Source organism: Rhodococcus sp. 15-649-2-2, from assembly GCF_002258645.1.
Lineage (GTDB): Bacteria > Actinomycetota > Actinomycetes > Mycobacteriales > Mycobacteriaceae > Rhodococcoides.
In genome coordinates this window covers 38,980-56,955 of sequence record NZ_NPFM01000026.1, presented here as the reverse complement: position 1 = coordinate 56,955, position 17,976 = coordinate 38,980, and the positions used below count along the sequence as shown (strand labels likewise).

Genomic DNA, 17,976 nt, shown 5'->3' with positions numbered 1-17,976 from the left:
CGTCCGGGCTGAGCCCCCCAGGAGCAGGTGAGCTACTGGGGTGACGTGGTGTGCGAGGCCTTCACACCGTTGGCTCCCCATCGAGGGCGCTCGCAACGAGACCGCAGCTCCGTTCCCGACGGTGTCCCGGGTTGGGTCGACTCTCAGGAACTGGCGGTGGTCAACTGCGCCGAGATCTCCTCGGTCACCCAGGTCCTCAAACACGGTCGACGTGAAGTCACGCGGGCGCCGCTCGACGCAGTGTTCGTCAACCTCCAGCTGAAAGGAACATGCCTCGCGGAGCAGGACGAACGCCGCTCGCTGATCACGCCTGGTTCGATCACCGTTTTCGACACCACCCGCCCGTACCAGATGGAGTACCGCGAGACCGAGAGCAGAGAGATGTGGAAAGTGCTCTCGTTCCGAATCCCGCGGGAGCTGTGTAATCCCGACGCGGTGACGGGCACCAGCATCGACACCACGACGGGTGCGGGTGCACTGGTGGGATCGATGATGTCGGTTCTGTGGAAGGAGAGCTCGACGCTCGACCCCGGCGCGCTCGCGACACTCGATCGATCGTTCGTCGACGTGCTGACCGCGGTGGCCGGATCGACGACGAACACACGCGAGTCGGAGACACGCGACAACGCCACCCGAATGATGATGCGCCACTACATTCGCACAGCCCTACCGTCCGGCCGCGTCAGTGCCGACGCCGCAGCGCGCGAGGCGATGATCTCGACCCGCACGATGCACCGCCTACTGAACGCAGCAGGCACCACCTTCTCCGAATGTGTGCGCCACGAACGCATGAACGGCGCGATACGAGACATCCTCACCGCGGATCCCGCTGTCACCCTCGGCGAGATCGCCGCCCGGTGGGGCTTCTACGACAGCTCGCACCTGACGCGTACATTCCGTCGTCAATTCGATTGCACGCCCATGGAGTACCGGACGCGTCACCGCGACGCCGGAACTCGGACCCCTTCCTGACCACCGCCGGAGCATCCGATTTGCCCGATTAGGAACAACGGGCCCCTCCCCGACCGTTGAACGGATCATGACGACCTACAAAACTGTCAATCCTGCCGACGGCACAACTGTCAAGGAATTCGAGACTCTCGACGCGGCCGGCGTCGAGCGCGCACTGGCCGACGCACATGCCGGTTTCCAGACGTGGCGCAAGACCTCACCTAAGCACCGTGCCGAAATTCTGCACAAGGTCGCCGACCTCTACACCGAGCGTTCCGACGAACTGGCCCGAACCATCTCGATCGAAATGGGCAAGCCCCTCACCGAATCCCAAGGCGAGGTGGAGCTGTCCTCGAACATCTACCGCTACTACGCCGACAACGGCCCCGCGCTGCTCGAGGACGAGACGCTCGACGTGCCCGGCGCGGAAGACACTGTGCTGCAGCGCAAGCCGGTGGGAGCCCTCGTCGGCGTCATGCCGTGGAACTTCCCGTACTACCAGGTGGCCCGGTTCGCCGGCCCGAACCTGATGGTGGGCAATACGATTCTGCTCAAGCACGCACCGAATTGCCCGCAGTCGGCTTTGCTGATGGAGGAGATCTTCCAGCAGGCCGGACTCCCCCAGGACGCGTACATCAACATCTTCGCGACCAACGACCAGATCGCCGACATGATCGCCGACCCACGCGTGCAGGGTGTTTCGCTCACCGGTAGCGAGCGGGCCGGCACCTCGGTCGCCGAAACCGCAGGACGCAACCTCAAGAAGGTCGTGCTCGAACTCGGCGGCTCGGACGTGTTCATCATGCTCGACTCCGACGACATGGACGCCACGGTCGAGTCCGCAACCCGGGCGCGGCTGTCCAACGCAGGCCAGGCCTGCAACGCCGCCAAGCGCATCCTCGTCGCCGAGGAGTACTACGACGACTTCGTCACCAAGCTCACCGCATCGTTCGAGGCCGTTCAGACCGGTGACCCGTTGGACGCGAACACCACCCTCGGCCCGCTGTCGTCGCAGACCGCCGCCGACACGTTGATCGAGCAGATCGACGACGCCGTCGCCAAGGGCGCAACACTGCTCACCGGTGGCAAGAAGATCGACGGGCCGGGTGCATTTGTCCAGCCGACGCTGCTCACCGACGTCACCCCGGACATGCGTGCGTACAGCGAAGAGCTGTTCGGACCGGCAGCGGTGATCTACAAGGTCGAAAGCCCGCAGCAGGCAATCGAACTGGCGAACTCCTCGGCATACGGCCTGAGCGGCTCGGTGTGGAGCGCAGACCTGGACAAGGCCCGCGACGTCGCCGAGCAACTCGAAGTCGGCATGGCCTTCGTCAACGAACACGGCACCACACTCCCCGGCCTGCCGTTCGGCGGCGTCAAGCGCTCCGGCGTCGGCCGCGAACTGGGACCGTGGGGCATGGACGAGTTCATGAACAAGAAGCTCGTCAGAGTTTCAGCGAAATAGATCTGTTGACATGGCTCCCCGGGCAGTTGTCCGGGGAGCTTTGTCATGCCGCGGTCATACTGTTCCGATGATCGTCGAACATGCTTTGTTGCACGTCCCCAGTCGAACCGACGAATTCGAGGCCGCGTTCGCCGACGCGAAGTCGATCATCTCCTCGATGCCGGGGTTCGTGAAGCTGACACTGTCCAAGGGCATCGAGCAGCCGAATACGTATCTGCTGCTGGTGCAGTGGGAACGCCTCGAAGACCACACCGAAGGCTTTCGACAGTCCGACCGGTATCGGGACTGGAAGACCCTGTTGCATCACTTCTACGAGCCGTTTCCCGTCGTCGAGCATTTCGAACCGATATCGAAGGCCTAAGAGATAGGTTCGAGTCTCGTCCCCATCGCCGCTCCGAGGAGATTTTCGTGGCCAACGCTTCGTCGTTCGTATCCAAGCAGGACGACATCGAGATCAGCACCTACACCTGGACCACGTCCGTCGATCCGGCTCGCGGCGTCGTACAGATCGCGCACGGTCTCGCCGAACACGGCAGCCGCTACGCCCGCTTCGCCGCTGCACTGAACGACGCCGGATTCCAAGTCGTCGCGTCCGATCATCGCGGCCACGGAGAGTCGATCGTCGACACACCGGGCGACTTCGGGGCTGCCGCGTTCGCCGGGTTGTGGGCCGACATCGAGCAACTCGGCGAATCGTTGCTGAACGAGTACCCGGACCTGCCACTGTTCCTGTTCGCTCACTCGATGGGTTCGTTTGCCGCGCAGCATGTTCTGATCGAGCGATCGGATCTGTACGAGGGTGTGGTGTTGTCGGGATCGACCACGCTGGACGTTCTCGCCGCCGGAATGGCCGACGCCCCCGCCGGGGACCTGAGCGTGTTCAACGTCGCCTTCGAGCACCGCACCGGATACGAATGGCTCTCTCGCGACGAGGCCGAAGTGGACGCCTATGTCGCCGACCCGCTGTGCGGCTTCGACCTCCCCGAGTCGACGGTCCCTGCCTTGTTCGGTGAGGCCGAGAAGCTCGCCGATCCACACAACCTCGAGCAGATCCGCTCCGACCTGCCACTCCTGATCACGTCGGGAACCGACGATCCGCTCGCGGGCGGAGGTCAGTTGATCGAAACCCTTGCTGCCCGATACCGCGAGGCCGGCATGAGCGACGTGACCGTCACTCTGTACCCCGGTGCCCGCCACGAAATTCTCAACGAAACCAACCGCGACGAGGTCACCGCGAACATCGTCGGCTGGCTCACCGACCGCGCCGGATAGACCTACCGCTTTCGCAGCTGCACGGGCTGCCCGTCCTCGGGAAAGGGCAGGGACGTGAAGTTCAGTGGCGCAACGTAATCGGGATCGACCGACCAGTCGAACCGCAGCAGCAGGTGATGCATGATCGTCTTGATCTCCGCGCCGGCGAAGAACATCCCGATGCACTTGTGCACACCGCCGCCGAACGGCTCCCACGCATAGCGATGAACCTTGTCCTCACGACGGTCGTCGGCGAATCGGCCGGGGTCGAACTCCTCGGGGTTGGGCCAGTACTGCGCCATGTGGTGCGTGAAGTGCGGGGCGACCGACGCATACGTCCCCGCGGGGACGAACTTGCCCTGCACCTCGGTGTCCTTGATTGCGCGGCGGGCGACCACCGGGGTCGGCGACACCAAACGCAAGCATTCCTTCATGACCAGGTCGACGCTGGGCAGTTCGTCGAGCTGCGCCAGCGTCGGCGCATCGGTGCCCAGCGACTCGGACTCGGCACGACACTTGTTCTGCCACTCCGGATGCTGGCCGAGGTACTGCATCATCGTCGAGAGCGTGATCGTGGACGTGTCGTGCGCAGCCATGAGCAGGAAGATCATGTGGTCGATCACTTCGTCGTCCGAGAAACGCTCGCCGTTGTCCCCTTCGATGTGGCACAGAACCGAGAAGAGGTCGTCGGTTTCCTGTGCGCGCCTCGCCGGTAGGTAGCGGCGGAAGAAGTCGTCGAGCACAGCCCGGCCGTCCAGCCCCCGCTTCCAGCGGGTACCCGGAACCCGATAGCGCACGATAGAGGTCGCGGCCTGGACACACGCCACGAAACTGGCATTGAGTTCTGCGATGTCGGCATCGGTACTGTCCTCGGCCCCGCCCATGAAGATGGATGTTGCGACCTCGAGCGTCAGCGCTTTGAGCGCCGGGTAGACCTGAAAGTCGCGTCCGCCCTGCCAAGCGTCCAATCCTGTTGCCGTGACGGGGTTCAACGCGTCGACGGATTTGGTGAGCCGATCGCGAGTGAACGCCTGCTGCATGATTCGGCGGTGCCGGAGATGCACCTCGGAGTCGAGCAACATCAGCCCGCCGTGGAAGAACGGTCCGATCAGCAGAGACCATCCGTCACCGTTGACGAACGCTTTGTCCGCGTTCTGCAGCACCTGCTGGCACGCGTTCGGCCCGAGGACGGTGATCCACTTCTGGCCGGCCATCGTCAACCACGACACCTCGCCGTACTTCTCCCACCGACTACCCAACAGCTTGAGGGGGTCGCGGATGTACTCGAGGGTGTGACCGATTACCGGCAGACCGCCATCGCCGAACACCGGCTCGAGCGTTGAATCAACAGGTGGAGCAGCCAAAGCACGTGCCATTGTCGACCTCCATCCATCTGACAGAGCGGCCTGTCAGATGAGATGTAGTCTGCGTCACACGCGCTCCGTCTGTCAAGATCTATCCATGGCCTCCACCACGCGCCGCTACAACGGCATGAGCGCCGACGATCGCCTTGCCGACCGTCGGGCCCGTTTGCTCGATGCCGGGCTCGAGGTATTCGCGGCTGCCGGGGCCAAGGGTGCAACCATGACCGCCATCTGCGCGCACGCCAAGCTGACCGAACGCTATTTCTACGAAAACTTCAGCAGCAGAGACGATCTACTCGAACGAGTGGTGGATTCGATATCCGACGAGATCCGAGCCAAGGCGCTCGACGCGCTGCACTCCCCCGCACCTACCGTCGAGGAACAGGTGCACAACGCCATCGCCGCGTTCGTCGGCGTGCTCACCGAGGACCCACGTAAGGGCCGCGTCGCGATGATCGAATCGCTGGCCGTCGACTCACTCCGGGCGTACCGACGAAAGTCCATGCGCGCCTTCGCCCATCTGGTTGCCGAACAATCACGCGAACTCTACGGTGAGCAGGCTTTTCCGCAACCGCAATCGGAGATCAACGGCCTGCTGTTCATCGGCGGACTCGCCGAACTCGTGATTGCCTGGCTGAACGACGAAATAGACATCACCCCAGGCGACATCGTCGACGCCGCAACCCGGCAGTTCATCGCGACGGCGCACCGCTGAGGTGCCTTCGGCAGTGGTGTGATCAGGTGCCCGCTGAGGCACTCGAACGCACCACTGCGCCGAAGGCGCACTCCTACCGGTCGAAGTGTGCCTTCGAGATCTGGCCGTGCACGCCGACCGTCTTGTCGACCACCTGCGAGACGGTGAAGTTCGCGGCCGCGGAGAGGTACGCGTAGGCCGTCGCGCGGTCCATGCCGAGATCCGTCTCGAGGAAATCCAAAGCGTTGACCACGGCGCGACGCATGGCGGCGTTGAGGTCCGAACTCTGGCCTCCGACGGCACCGTCCGGATCGGACAGGCCGATCGGGATCCACGAATCCTCGTTCTCGGCAAAGGGATACGAGTACGCGACGGACGGTGCGTCTCCACTGCCTGCCTTGCAGACGGTGAGACGGAAGGTGCCGCGCAGCGACCCCTCCATCGCGGTGAGCGCCACCTCGCCGTCGCCCATCGCCATGTGTGGATCACCGACGTAGAACAACGCTCCCTCGGCGAACACGGGGAGATAGAACGTCGATCCGACGCCGAGCAGACCGACATCGATGTTGCCGCCGCCGAGCGTCGGGGGAATCGAATTGGCGTTCGGTGACGTCAGACCCGGGTCACTGGCGAACGCAACGCCCATCATGCCCATGAACGGTCGCAGTGGAAAGCGCACGGCCGCATCGCCGTACCGCATCACGCCCTGCCCGTCCTCGACCGCGGTGAACGTGGACACGTTGCCGTACTGCGTCGGGTCACCCGACTTTCTGCCATCGCTTCCGATCGGCGGCATGACTTCGTCCAGGCTGATGCCCGCAGGTGCCTCACCGGACGCGGTGACCGCCAGAGATCCCTTGCCGTGCCTGCTCGACACCACGCCATACGGAACGCGTGGAATCACCTCGAGCGTCTCGATCTTGAGCACGTCGCCGCGCTGCGCACCCTCGACGAACACCGGACCCGTCACCACGTGCGGTCCGTCGACGTCGAAGTTGCGGACCGTCCGGTCGTACCCGCCGGCAATGTCGATCGCGTCCTGCAGCACATCGGACTCGGAAACACCTTTGCCGCCGAAGAACTCGACGGGGTCGCGGCCCTGGTCCTCGAGGATCCCCTCATGGCTGAGCGCGTCGATGGTCACCGTTTCACCGGACTTCATCTGCAGCACCGATTCGGACTCGACCGTCGGGACATAGCCCCACAGGACCTTGTCGACCTCCGAGCTCAGGTAGTGATCGCCGGAGATGTCGCCGGCTCCGGGCTGAAGAATCCCTGCAGCGGTAGGTGCCGGTGCCGACGAACTCGCGGCGGCGGTGCTCGTCGACGACGTAGAACACGCTGCCGTTCCGGCGATCCCGACACCCGCGCCCAGTGCGGCCACCGCCTGGATGAATCCGCGACGACCGATCCCCTTGGTGATCGTCTCCGCTGCCTGCTCCGCCATCGACCGCGCCATGGTGCCTCCTGAATTGTCCGAATCTCGAACGTAGATCAGGGGTGTTTCTCGGCAGTTACGAACGCGCGTCGCCCCAATTGCTCAGCTGGGGTCGCTGCCCCCGATTGCCGACCACCAGAGCGCGGTGACTGCAGCCAGCAGAGTGACTGCGAGGAACTGAGCGAATCCTCCCCCGTCGACGATCAGCCACAGCAGGCCGATGATCGGGCCGGCCACCGCGGCGGGGGCGTCGAGCATGATTCGGCGGCGCAGCGATCCGAATCTTTCACTGCGCGTGCGTAGATCGGACTCGTTGAGACGAGGGGCATCGAGGGGTGTTCCGGGAGGTAACGAGGTGCGACGACGCCCCGACGGCAGCGCAACTATCCCCGGTTCGACGACAAAGGCGCGGCGTCCGAGGATCGACCTGCTCGCGTGCGCGCCAGCGTCCGGGATGATCGCCAGCAGCCCGGTGTGAAAGTAGATCGGGTACCAGGCCCGCCCTTTGTTCTCGTGGACCTCCAGGTAACCGCGCGACCGCATGCGGTGTTGAAACCGAACTCGCCGCACGGTGGTTCGTACAGGCCCGGACTTGGCTGACCGGCGGGCGAGTACGGCGCACGCCATCGACCAACCCGTCCAGACAAGGACGACGAGCGCAACGAACACGCTCAGTGGTGCGATGACGACAACGGTCGATGCCGCGACAACCAGAGTGGCTGCCGCGACACCGACCGGATAGCCGAGCCCGTTCTTTATTTCAGGAACCCGACCTTCGAGTAGTCGAGATCGCCGAATCCCGGTGCTCCGAAGTTCGCGAGATTCGACTTCGTCGCGTAGGTGAACGGACGCTGGAACATCGTCAGGCTGTGGCCTTCCGCCCAAATCGCCTTGTCCGCCTCGTTGTAGTCGGCGATACGTGCATCGTCGTCGAGCTCGCCGGCCGCCTTGTCGAGCAGACCGTTGATCTCCTCGGACCCGACCTGGCCGTAGTTCTGCAACGTACTGCCGGGCGTCAAACGGAAGATGCCGTCACTGCTGGAGGTGTACGGCGTTCCTTCCCAGGTGAAGTGCGTGACGTCGAAAGCACCGACCAGAATGTACTTCTCGAAGAAGTCGTCCGACGGCACCGCATCGATGATGAGGTTGGCGCCGACAGCCTTGAGGTTCTGCTGGATGATCTGCGCTTCCTGCGTCGCATTCGGGGTATCGGCAGGAATGATGTCGTGTAGATCGAGCTGCTGGCCGTCCTTCGAGCGGAACTCACCGTTCATTGTCCAACCAGCTGCGTCGAGCTCGGACTTGGCCTTCTCGGGGTCGAAGGTGATATCGCCGTTGTTGGCCTGATAGCCCTTCTGACCGTCGACGTAGATGTGGCTGTTGAGCACCGTCGGATTCGACGTGATCTGACCGAGCTGCGACGTGGCCAAATAGTCGCGGTCGATTGCCTTCATCAGGGCCAGCCGCACGGCCTTGTCGGACGTGATCCGACCCGGCGCACCGTTGAAGTCGAAGTGCCGGTACTGCGACCCGAGGCTCTGCCGAAGGTCGACGTCCGGAATGCCTCGGGCAACCTTGAATGCATCGGCACTGCTGCCCAGTTCGAAGTAGTCGATCTCGCCGCTCTGCAACGCGCCGATGGAGGCCGTGGTGTCGAGAGGCAGGTACGTGATGGTATCGAGCACAGCCGGATTCTCGCCCCACCAGTCGGGGTTGCGCTCAGCAACAATGCGTTTGCCACCCGGCTCGATGGTCCGGATGCGGAACGGTCCTGCGGTGGCGGGCATCGTGCTCACCGACCCGGTGTTGAATGCGTCGACACTGCTCATTGATTCCGCAGGCATCAGGGGCACGAACAGCGAACGCCAGTCGCCGAACTTCTCGGCGTACGTCAGGATCACCTGCTGGTCGTTCTCGCCGCGGACGACCGATTCGACCTTGTCGTACCCGGCCGTCGACGATGCCTCGTACGCCGGGTCCTTGCCGCTGTTAGCAGTCCATTGGGCGATGAGGTCGGTGTAGTCCAACGGACGGCCTGTGCTCCACTTGGCCTTCGGGTTGATGTTGTAGGTGATGACCTGCTTGCCGTCGACCTCCGACTCGGTGATGTCGGTGAAGAAATCGGTCGCGGTCGACAGGCTCGCGTCGGGCGCTGCCTTGAACGCCGTCGGCATCAGCGCGGCGTAGTACCGCGCGGCATCGACCGTTGTGCCGTCGATTTGGAAGTAGTTGTAATTGGTCGGCACCTGCGAGAGCGGGAAGTTCATGTTCCCGCCCTGTTGCAGATCGCTGATCGGATGCGGATTGATCTGTGCACCGCTGTCGAAGGACGCAGGAGCATCGGGGTTGGGCCCGGTATCGCCGGAGCTGCACCCCGCCACCAGTCCCACAGTGGTCACGGCCACCGCGATCGGGACCAGTGCCCGAAATAGCTTGGCTCTCATCAGTTCACCTTTCTCAGTGTGCCGTATCTTGCGGGTCAGATGGCGTCGGCCAGTTTTGCGGCCTCGGCGATTCGGGCTCGTTGGAGCACGGGATCGGGGATGGGGATGGCTTTCAGTAGTGCCCGTGTGTACGGGTCCTGGGGTGCGTCGAAGATCTGCGCCGTCGGGCCCTTCTCCACGAACACTCCGTTGCGCATCACGGCCACTTCGTCGGCGAGGTGGCGCACCACCGACAGATCGTGCGAGACGAACAGATATGCCAGACCGAGCTCCTCCTGCAGATCCTGCAGTAGGTTCAGCACGCCCGCCTGGATCGACACGTCGAGCGCAGACACAGGCTCGTCGAGGACCAGGATCGACGGCTTCAACGCCAAAGCCCGTGCAATACCGACACGTTGACGCTGCCCGCCGGAGAACTGGGTGGGATACCGATCCGCGAGCTCGGGACGCATTCCGACGGTGTCCATCAGTTCCCGAACCCTGCGGGTGCGCTCGTCGACCGGGACGCCGTTGATCTTCAACGGTTCGGCGATGATCTCCCCCACCGGCATGCGGGGATCGAGCGAGCCCATCGGGTCCTGGAAGACGATCTGGATGTGTGCGCGCAACTTTCGTTGCTCGGCGCGGCTCAGGCTGTAGGGCTCGACGCCGTTGATCTCGATCGAGCCTTGCTGCGGCTTCACGAATTCCATGATCTCGAGCAGGGTCGTCGACTTGCCGCACCCGGATTCACCGACGATGGCCAGAGTGGATCCGGCGTGCACGTCGAAGCTGATGCCTTGTACGGCAGGCACGTCCCCGGCCCGACGCCGCAGCACGGAGCCCTTGAACATCGGGTAGCTCTTGTGCAGATCGGTCACCGACAGCACCGGAGCATCCTTCGGCACGGTCACCACCAACTCCGCCGGTGCCTCCGACCGCGGGGCACCCTCGAACTCGGCCTCCACCGACTCGGCTGTGGCCGCATCGATGCGGATGCACGCCGCGCTGTGATTCGGGGCAACCTGAATCAGCGGCGGTTCACCCTTGTCGCAGGCCTCCGTGTGCAACGGGCATCGAGGCCCGAACGGGCAGCCCGTCGGAAGATTCACCAGCGCGGGCGGCGTACCCTCGATGGGCACCAGCCGCTCCTGCGCAGGACGGTCCGGGCGAGGGACGGAGCCGAGCAAGCCCACCGTGTAGGGCATCGACGGGTGTGCGTACAGCTCGTCCACCGGAGCAGTTTCGACGGCGCGCCCGGCGTACATCACCATGGCCCGATCGGCAACTCCGGCAACGACTCCCAGGTCGTGCGTGATGAACACGACGCCTGCTCCGGTGACGTCACGGGCCGTGCGCAGCAGGTCGAGGATCTGCGCCTGGATCGTCACGTCGAGAGCAGTGGTGGGCTCGTCGGCGATGATGAGATCGGGATCGTTCGCGATGGCCATCGCGATGACGACGCGTTGGCGCATACCGCCGGAGAACTCGTGCGGATACGACTTCGCCCGCGTTTTCGGATCGGAGATGCCGACCAGATCGAGCAACTCCAGGGTGCGCTCCTCGACCTTCGCCTTGCTCAGCGACGGATTGTGTACGGAGATCGCTTCGGCGATCTGATCGCCGATGCGGTAGATGGGAGTCAGCGCCGTCAGCGGGTCCTGCGAGATCATCGCCACCGAACACCCACGCTCACGAGACATCTCGCGATCGGACAGTCCGAGCAGCTGACGGCCGTTCAGCTCGATGGACCCGGTGACGCGTGCGCTCTGCGGGAGCAACCCCATGACGGCCAGGGACGAGACCGACTTTCCGGAGCCGGATTCGCCGACGATTGCCATGACCTCGCCCTTGTCGACCTGGTAGTCCAGGCCACGCACTGCCGTGACACGGCCTTCTTCACTCGGGAAGCTGACTTCGAGTCCGCTGACCTTCAACACCGGCACAGTCTCAGCCACGTGCCTGTCCCCTCGTCGAGTTCGGATCGAATGCGTCGCGCAGGCCGTCGCCGACGAAGTTCGTCGCGAGCACGATCAATACCAGTGCGCCACAGCAGAACGCGAACAGCCACGGATACGTCAACGCGGACGACGTACCGTCCGCGATCAGTGTGCCGAGCGAGACGTCGGGCCGCTGGACACCGAAGCCGAAGTAGCTCAGCGACGCCTCACCGATGATGGCGATACCCACGTTGAGCGTGACGTCGACGATGAGGATCGAGGCCATCGACGGCAGCACGTGCTTGCCGATCACGCTGCTCGGCGTTGCACCCATGTACTTTGCGGCACGGATGAATTCGCGCTCGCGCAGAGATCGCGTCATCGCCCGGATGATGCGCGAGGTGATCATCCACGCGAACGCCGCAAGCAGCAGCACCAGGATGAAGAAGCTCTTGTCGCGGAACAGCGGTGAGCAGATCGCGATGACCAGGAAGCTAGGGACGACGAGCAGAACATCGGCGACCCACATCAGCGCGCGGTCGGTCCAACCGCCGAAATACCCCGCCACCGCACCGACGACACCGGCGAGCACCGTGGAGATCAACGCGACGAGCATGCCGATGATCAGCGACTTCTGCAGACCACGCAACGTCTGAGCCAGGACGTCCTGCCCGATCTGGTTGGTGCCGAACCAATGCCGGGTGGTCGGCGGCGAGTTGAGCGCGTACGCGTCGAGTTCCTCGTAGGTGAACGGGATGAAATGCGGGAGCACGAATGCGCCGACGAACATCGCCACGAGTACCACGATGCCCACCAGCGCCGGCCGGTTGCGCAGGAACCGGCGCAGCACCAAGCGCCTGCGGGTGATCGGAGCCGTCGAATCGCTCGGGCCGTCCACCGCGGTGATCTCGGGAACCACGGGTGTCGCCATCGCCAGTCCTTTCTTTCGTCCGAGGTGGTGGGTCAGTCCGCGTAGCGAACGCGCGGGTCGAGAGCGGCGGTGAAGATGTCGGTCAACATGCCGGAGACGAGCACCGACAGAGCCGTGAACAGCGAAACCGCGAGCGTGATGTTGATGTCCTGACTGGTGATGCCGTAGATCAGCCAATCCCCCATGCCGTACCAACCGAAGACGCGCTCGGTGAACGTGGCACCGGTGATCACCGCGCCCATACCGAACGCGAACAGCGTCGCCATCGGGATCAGAGCAGTACGGAAACCGTGCTTGAAGATCGCACGGCCGCGGGTGAGCCCTTTGCCGCGGGCCGTGCGGATGTAGTCCATGTTCAGCTCGTCGAGCATGGAGCTGCGCATGTAGCGGCTGTAACCGCCGATGGTGAACAACATCAGCACGACGGTCGGCAACAGCAAATGCTGTGCGCGGTCGATAATTTCGTTCATCAGACCGGGGGCGAGCGTTGTCGACGTCTCACCGGTGTATTGGAAGAACTGGCTTCCGGTGCTCTGATTGACCTGCACAGCAAGGTATTTGAGAACCGGTGCCAGAACCAGGATCGGAGTGCTGATGAGGATGAACGTCACGACAGTCGCGACGTGATCGAAGATCTTGTACTGCCGGACGGCACCGTACGCACCGACGAGCGTGCCGAGCACTGCGCCCAGGACGGTGCCGAGCACTACCAACCGCAGCGAGACGAGGATGCGTCGCCACAGTTCGTCGTTGACGGAGCCGGCCGCGATGGTCTGACCGAAGTCGCCATGAAGCACAGCCCACAGCCACTTCAGATAGCGCAGCACGGGGTTGTCGTCCAGATGCAGCGCCGCGCGCTTGGCGTCGAGTACAGCGCTCGAGGGCGGCGGATTGCGACTGAGCAGATTGGACAGCGGATCGAACGTGAGCGAGGCCAGAAGGTAGGTCAGAAACGTCGCGATGAGCAGTAGGACGACGTAGTTCAGCAACCTCCGCGCAAGATAACCGCCCACGCGCAACCACCTTCCATCGAGCACCACGGCCGTGCCCGATGGCACTGCTCTCGGCATTGTTCACACCGCGTGTTACCTGCTTGTTTCGTTAGCGGTGGAAACAGACATTCCACAAGATAGCACCACGAATTCGTCTTTCGTTCACGGTAGCGGAAGTACCTCCGGTACATCGGACAATGCGGAACAGGCGGTGCCAGAACAAGTCTGAACGTCGAGTTTACGAAGGTTCACCTAAATCATCGGTTTCTGGAACGAATTCCCGACATTGCGGACAAGGCCGGAAATAGGTGCTTTCATCTCACATCGGTAGATTCTCGACCATGCCGACTGATTCCACACCCGACGGGTTCGCCTTCGAGCGGTTCGATGTCATCGATGCCGGATCCATCGCCACGACCTTCGCGGCCAAGGATCACCGATCCGGGCTGTACGTCCTGCACTTCACGAACGACGAGGCCTTCGTCGGATACTCCCACTCCGTGGCAGCCCAATTCGCCGCCGACCGCGTCATCTGGGCCGACATCGAGTCGCTCGACTTCACCCCCGGAACCGAGGACAAGCTCGAGCAGTTGACAGCGCTGGTCTCGCAACTGACCGACCTGCGTCAGCGTCCGGCGGAGCCGACCGCGATCGGCGACGCACCGAGCGCGAAAGCCGCATTGCCGAAGGAACGCGCCAAGCGCGCAACGCTGCTGGACGCGGCCGTCGGGCAGAGCCGTCGACGGTTCTGGGAGCTCTCCGACCACATCGCTTACCCCGCCATCCGCAGCATCGTGGCCGACTACATCAACTCCTCGATCCCCGATCCGGCGAACACCGAGAAGTACCTGTGGCAGATCAGCGCCCTGTCCGACGCACAGGACGACACCGGTCCGCGACGTCTACTGACGCTGACGTGCGGCGGATTCGAGACCCTCCGCGTCGACGAGATCATGCACGACGACGACACGATCGAGCTGGACCTGCGCATCAATACCAACGTTCCGCGCGACCGGACCGACGAGCAGCTCGAGATCTCCAACGAGACCGTCAGCGCCGGACGCGGACCGTATCGAGACGAACGCGTGTGGTCGTGGTCGATCGACCTCGGGGCGCTGCTGGAAGAGGACGTGGACGTCGACCTGGGTATCGACGACGACACGTTCGACGACCTCGCCTACGGCCTCAACGCTCGACTGATGCGGTCCGGAAACTCAACGGGCGCAGCGGCACACAACCACGATCTCGCGGCCGACCTACTCGCCGAGGCGTACCGGCAGCTGTTCGAGGCCGAATGAGCGAACGGCTGTGGTACGTCTCGTACGGGTCCAATCTGCTGCGCGAGAGGTTCTATACCTACCTGACCGGATCCGACGAGCACTCGGAGTTCGGCGCGCACCCGCCGGCACCCACCTCGTCACTACCTGCCGAACAACGGTGGCTGTGGATCGATCATGCGCTGTACTTCGCGGGAGTATCCCGGCGCTGGACCGGAGCATCCGCCTTCGTGTCGACGACGGTCGATCCTACGAATCGTTCTGTAGCGCACGGCTATCTGATCGAACGAGCCCAGTTCGCTCACCTGGCCGCGGTCGAGAACGTCGTCGCAGCCATCGATGTCGGGGCGACGGAGTCGCTCGCCGTCGGACAGTGGTCGCAGCTGGAAGTGGATCGCGAGGGCGAGAGCTTCCACGGGAAATACGATGCACTGCTGCGGCTTCCGGACATCGACGGAATTCCGGCCTTCACGCTGACCAGCTCGATCGTGCGGGAGCCCGGCGCACCGTCGAGCAGATATCGCTCGACGATTCGCCGCGGGCTGCTCTCCGCAGCGCTCGATCAGGACGTCGACGCCTACCTGGAAGCCGCCATCGAACGATCGGCGAAGCTCACTTCAGCGCATCGAGGTTCGTCTTCAGCAGCAGCACGTTGTAGTCCGACCACCGAGATGCAGTGAAGTACAAATCTTTTCCGCTCGACATCGGATGAATGAACGGTGCGTAGATACCGCCGGCCGTCTGGTTGGCATCGAGGATCGTCTTCGGCGCGCTCCACGGCCCCTCTGGATTCTCGGCAGTACGCGCGACCAACGTACGAGAGTTCTCGTCCCCGTACATCATCACGTAACGGCCGAGGTAGTCGCTCCACGCAACGGACATCTCGCTGACCGGTCCCTTGACGATAGCGACGGTATCGCCGATGTTCTTGGACCACTGCTTGGTTGGGTCGGGATCCTGCGTCGAGTACTCGTACGCGTCGAGATTCTCGATGTCGGCCGACGCGACTCGTGAGACGAAGGCATCACCGAATCGCCCGTTGGGGGTGCCGAACTGGTACAGGGTCTTGCCATCGCGGCTCAGTACGTAGGCACTCTGCTGGAATTTCCCTTGGCTCTCGTGGACATTGGTGAAGCCGGGGATCGTGACGCCCTTGTTGACGCGGATCGTCTTGGGATCCGTCGTCCAATTCTGGCCGTTGTCGGTCGATTTGGCCGTCGCGGAGTAGTTCGTGATCCAGCGACCGGGTGCGCCCCAGCTCTGCACGGACATGTAGTTGATGTACTGGGTGCTGCCGATCGCGATGGCCGCCGTGGGGATGGTGGTGTCCTCGACGCTCGGTAGCTTTGCGCTCGAGATGATCTCGGCGGCGTAGCGTGGATTGTTGGCTCGGACAACAGCACCCGAGGTGCTGTTGTTCGGGTCGGCCGGGCCGATCTTGATTCCTTGTGAGAGATCGGTCGACGCCTTGTCCGACCGGAACAGAGCATTGCTGCGCCACTGCGCATTTCCCGAGGAGCAATCACCGAACGTGTCGCCGAACGCCGTCAGGATCTGGCCGGAGCCGTTGTCCCAGCTGATGCCCAGGTCGGTTCCCGACATCGCCAAAGTGTTGTAGGTGTCGTTCACGCTCTGCGGGCCGGTGACCCAGGCGATGCTCTGCGTGTTGCCGGTGATGCGCGGAAGAGGCCCCTGCGGACCCTGGGGGTTCTTGCCCGACATCCCCGCGCTGCCCGAGGACCCGAAGAGCGGCGACGAGCCCGGTCCGCCGAGACCACCACACGGCTCGGCCGAGACGGTAGGCGCGGTCAGAGCGCTGAGCCCGCTCACTGCCAGTGCCAGGACAGCCCCGACAGCGATCTGCCGACTACGTACACGCATGGACGAACCCACCGTTTCCCGTGTGACTCACGATACTCATGTGACTGATGGGACGAGTGTTACGCAAATCTACTTATCGCGCAACAAATGGGGCGTGTTGGTACTTGACAAATCGACTACGGCGGGAATGACACTCGTGTGATTAGCCGCTGATCATGCGGGCGTGCGCCGTGTCCAGAACCAGCAGGGCTACGCCTTGGACCACAACTGCTGTTCCGTGGCCCAACGCCTGGTCGGCAGTGATCCGGCGGCCGAAGCGAGGCTTCCTGACGGCGATGTGCGCACCGGTCGCGATGTAGAGGACGTCGAGACCGGCATTGATCCACAGCAGCCGGCTCAGGCTCGCAGCCGTCGGCGGCTTCGAACTCAGTGCGCCGGCACCCGCGATCGCGAGATCGATCGCACCCCACCCGGCCGTCTGCAGACCGAACGCTCGTCGTGCGGGCGACGAGCCGCGCAACGCCAACACCGCTCCGGCGAGCACACTTCCACCACCCCACACCGTGAGGCGACGGCCGAGCCGCTCGGCGACGATGGGAGCTTCGATTGGGGTCATGGTTTCCAGTGTGCCGTGTTCGGCGGCAGCGCCGTTTGAATAAGGAGCGTTCGACAGCGTGCGCCGTCACCGGGGCGTGCTGATCACCAACCGAACGGATTCGAGTCGGATCCGGGCAGCCAGCTGTTGCCTGGTACCGACCACCCATTGGCTTTGATCATCTTCTTCGCTGCACGCTGATTGCGGCCGATCAGACGGTCGAGATACAGATGTCCGGCGAGATGGTCGCACTCGTGCTGCAGACACCGAGCCAAGTAGCCCTCGCCCTCGACCGTCACCGCGTTCCCCTCCATATCGACGCCGGTGACGCGGGCCCACTCGGCGCGTCCCGTGGGGTACCGCTCCCCCGGGACCGACAGACACCCTTCGGAGTCCTCCGGGGCGGGCATCGTCTCCGGGATCGGCGACGTCTCGAGCACGGGATTGATCACGTGCCCGCGGTGACGCACTCCGCCGTCGCGCAGGTCGTAGACGAAAGCTGCACGCGGATCACCGACCTGATTGGCAGCGAGGCCCGCCCCGTGTGCGGCGATGTTCGTCTCGAACAGGTCGTCCACGAACGCCGCCAGTTCCGCATCGAACTCGGTGACGGGAGTGGCTCGGGTCGTCAGACGCGGGTCGCCGGCAATGAGGATGGATCGAATCGCCATGCGACGAGGTTACTGTCGAAGTATGGCTCACTCCCGTCGCTCCCCCACGGCTCACCCCGCGGACAAGGTCTGCGCATCGTGCGGGCGGAGAATCGAGTGGCGCAAGAAGTGGGAGAAGAACTGGGATGACATCAAGTACTGCAGCGACACATGCCGGCGACAC

The 17,976-nt window shown here is 63.7% G+C and carries 17 protein-coding genes and 1 pseudogene; 8 read left to right on the top strand and 10 right to left on the bottom strand.

Annotated features, from left to right (window positions below; genetic code table 11):
* Nucleotides 1-27 precede the first annotated feature (27 nt).
* The 4 genes from CH305_RS16850 (at nt 28) to CH305_RS16835 (ending at nt 3,688) form a co-directional block, all read left to right on the top strand.
* Nucleotides 28-972 (top strand): helix-turn-helix domain-containing protein, encoded by a 945-nt coding sequence (locus CH305_RS16850; RefSeq protein WP_256983817.1) that lies wholly within the window; start codon nt 28-30, stop codon nt 970-972.
* A 67-nt stretch (nt 973-1,039) separates the two neighbouring features.
* Nucleotides 1,040-2,416: an NAD-dependent succinate-semialdehyde dehydrogenase gene (locus CH305_RS16845; RefSeq protein WP_094704316.1), complete on the top strand. Its 1,377-nt coding sequence runs from the start codon at nt 1,040-1,042 to the stop codon at nt 2,414-2,416.
* A gap of 67 nt (nt 2,417-2,483) precedes the next feature.
* Nucleotides 2,484-2,777 carry an antibiotic biosynthesis monooxygenase gene (locus tag CH305_RS16840; protein ID WP_094704315.1) on the top strand — a complete coding sequence of 98 codons (294 nt, stop codon included), beginning with the start codon at nt 2,484-2,486 and terminating at the stop codon, nt 2,775-2,777.
* A gap of 47 nt (nt 2,778-2,824) precedes the next feature.
* Complete coding sequence (locus tag CH305_RS16835) at nt 2,825-3,688, top strand: alpha/beta fold hydrolase (protein ID WP_094704314.1); 864 nt, start codon at nt 2,825-2,827, stop codon at nt 3,686-3,688.
* Nucleotides 3,689-3,690: 2 nt separating this feature from the next.
* Here CH305_RS16835 and CH305_RS16830 read toward each other — a convergent pair whose 3' ends face one another.
* The gene (locus CH305_RS16830) at nt 3,691-5,043 is read right to left on the bottom strand and encodes a cytochrome P450 (protein WP_094704313.1); all 1,353 of its coding nucleotides are present in this window, start codon (nt 5,041-5,043) and stop codon (nt 3,691-3,693) included.
* 85 nt (nt 5,044-5,128) lie between these two features.
* On the opposite strand from CH305_RS16830, the gene CH305_RS16825 reads away from it, so the two are divergent.
* Nucleotides 5,129-5,746 (top strand): TetR/AcrR family transcriptional regulator, encoded by a 618-nt coding sequence (locus CH305_RS16825; protein ID WP_179278318.1) that lies wholly within the window; start codon nt 5,129-5,131, stop codon nt 5,744-5,746.
* A gap of 73 nt (nt 5,747-5,819) precedes the next feature.
* Here CH305_RS16825 and CH305_RS16820 read toward each other — a convergent pair whose 3' ends face one another.
* The 6 genes from CH305_RS16820 to CH305_RS16795 form a co-directional block, all read right to left on the bottom strand.
* A complete protein-coding gene (locus CH305_RS16820) occupies nt 5,820-7,184 on the bottom strand; it encodes an acetamidase/formamidase family protein (RefSeq protein ID WP_094704312.1) in 1,365 nt (454 codons plus the stop codon).
* A gap of 81 nt (nt 7,185-7,265) precedes the next feature.
* Nucleotides 7,266-7,706 (bottom strand): hypothetical protein, encoded by a 441-nt coding sequence (locus CH305_RS16815; protein ID WP_141215857.1) that lies wholly within the window; start codon nt 7,704-7,706, stop codon nt 7,266-7,268.
* A gap of 212 nt (nt 7,707-7,918) precedes the next feature.
* A complete protein-coding gene (locus tag CH305_RS16810) occupies nt 7,919-9,607 on the bottom strand; it encodes an ABC transporter family substrate-binding protein (protein ID WP_032404086.1) in 1,689 nt (562 codons plus the stop codon).
* A gap of 35 nt (nt 9,608-9,642) precedes the next feature.
* Nucleotides 9,643-11,544: an ABC transporter ATP-binding protein gene (locus CH305_RS16805; RefSeq protein ID WP_094704310.1), complete on the bottom strand. Its 1,902-nt coding sequence runs from the start codon at nt 11,542-11,544 to the stop codon at nt 9,643-9,645.
* On the bottom strand, nt 11,537-12,457 hold the full coding sequence (locus tag CH305_RS16800) for an ABC transporter permease (protein WP_080730695.1): 921 nt from the start codon (nt 12,455-12,457) through the stop codon (nt 11,537-11,539). The genes CH305_RS16805 and CH305_RS16800 overlap by 8 nt, the downstream gene beginning before the upstream one ends.
* Nucleotides 12,458-12,489: 32 nt before the next feature.
* On the bottom strand, nt 12,490-13,470 hold the full coding sequence (locus CH305_RS16795) for an ABC transporter permease (protein ID WP_032394960.1): 981 nt from the start codon (nt 13,468-13,470) through the stop codon (nt 12,490-12,492).
* Between the two features lie 320 nt (nt 13,471-13,790).
* Here CH305_RS16795 and CH305_RS29500 point away from each other — a divergent pair, with 320 nt between their 5' ends.
* A complete protein-coding gene (locus tag CH305_RS29500) occupies nt 13,791-14,747 on the top strand; it encodes a hypothetical protein (protein ID WP_256983816.1) in 957 nt (318 codons plus the stop codon).
* Nucleotides 14,744-15,406 carry a hypothetical protein gene (locus CH305_RS16785; RefSeq protein WP_094704309.1) on the top strand — a complete coding sequence of 221 codons (663 nt, stop codon included), beginning with the start codon at nt 14,744-14,746 and terminating at the stop codon, nt 15,404-15,406. Before CH305_RS29500 ends, CH305_RS16785 begins: the two co-directional genes overlap by 4 nt.
* On the opposite strand, the gene CH305_RS16780 is transcribed toward CH305_RS16785, so the two are convergent.
* The 3 genes from CH305_RS16780 to CH305_RS16770 form a co-directional block, all read right to left on the bottom strand.
* The gene (locus CH305_RS16780; protein ID WP_094619725.1) at nt 15,339-16,607 is read right to left on the bottom strand and encodes a DUF4185 domain-containing protein; all 1,269 of its coding nucleotides are present in this window, start codon (nt 16,605-16,607) and stop codon (nt 15,339-15,341) included. The two genes, CH305_RS16785 and CH305_RS16780, sit on opposite strands and share 68 nt — an antisense overlap.
* Nucleotides 16,608-16,749: 142 nt before the next feature.
* The gene (locus tag CH305_RS16775) at nt 16,750-17,163 is read right to left on the bottom strand and encodes a hypothetical protein (protein WP_094704308.1); all 414 of its coding nucleotides are present in this window, start codon (nt 17,161-17,163) and stop codon (nt 16,750-16,752) included.
* Between the two features lie 83 nt (nt 17,164-17,246).
* On the bottom strand, nt 17,247-17,813 hold the full coding sequence (locus tag CH305_RS16770; RefSeq protein WP_094704307.1) for a peptide deformylase: 567 nt from the start codon (nt 17,811-17,813) through the stop codon (nt 17,247-17,249).
* On the opposite strand from CH305_RS16770, the pseudogene CH305_RS29695 reads away from it, so the two are divergent.
* A pseudogene (locus CH305_RS29695) lies at nt 17,695-17,964 on the top strand (DUF2256 domain-containing protein); the annotation flags it as partial. The gene CH305_RS16770 and the pseudogene CH305_RS29695 sit on opposite strands and share 119 nt — an antisense overlap.
* Between the last annotated feature and the right edge of the window lie 12 nt (nt 17,965-17,976).

Coding starts and splice junctions, on each gene's coding strand:
- CH305_RS16810 (WP_032404086.1), bottom strand. CDS start 9,607: ATGAGAGCCAAGCTATTTCGGGCACTGGTCCCGATCGCGGTGGCCGTG.
- CH305_RS16785 (WP_094704309.1), top strand. CDS start 14,744: ATGAGCGAACGGCTGTGGTACGTCTCGTACGGGTCCAATCTGCTGCGC.
- CH305_RS16845 (WP_094704316.1), top strand. CDS start 1,040: ATGACGACCTACAAAACTGTCAATCCTGCCGACGGCACAACTGTCAAG.
- CH305_RS16780 (WP_094619725.1), bottom strand. CDS start 16,607: ATGCGTGTACGTAGTCGGCAGATCGCTGTCGGGGCTGTCCTGGCACTG.
- CH305_RS29500 (WP_256983816.1), top strand. CDS start 13,791: ATGCCGACTGATTCCACACCCGACGGGTTCGCCTTCGAGCGGTTCGAT.
- CH305_RS16815 (WP_141215857.1), bottom strand. CDS start 7,706: ATGCGGTCGCGCGGTTACCTGGAGGTCCACGAGAACAAAGGGCGGGCC.
- CH305_RS16775 (WP_094704308.1), bottom strand. CDS start 17,163: ATGACCCCAATCGAAGCTCCCATCGTCGCCGAGCGGCTCGGCCGTCGC.
- CH305_RS16830 (WP_094704313.1), bottom strand. CDS start 5,043: ATGGCACGTGCTTTGGCTGCTCCACCTGTTGATTCAACGCTCGAGCCG.
- CH305_RS16770 (WP_094704307.1), bottom strand. CDS start 17,813: ATGGCGATTCGATCCATCCTCATTGCCGGCGACCCGCGTCTGACGACC.
- CH305_RS16820 (WP_094704312.1), bottom strand. CDS start 7,184: ATGGCGCGGTCGATGGCGGAGCAGGCAGCGGAGACGATCACCAAGGGG.
- CH305_RS16800 (WP_080730695.1), bottom strand. CDS start 12,457: ATGGCGACACCCGTGGTTCCCGAGATCACCGCGGTGGACGGCCCGAGC.
- CH305_RS16825 (WP_179278318.1), top strand. CDS start 5,129: ATGGCCTCCACCACGCGCCGCTACAACGGCATGAGCGCCGACGATCGC.
- CH305_RS16840 (WP_094704315.1), top strand. CDS start 2,484: ATGATCGTCGAACATGCTTTGTTGCACGTCCCCAGTCGAACCGACGAA.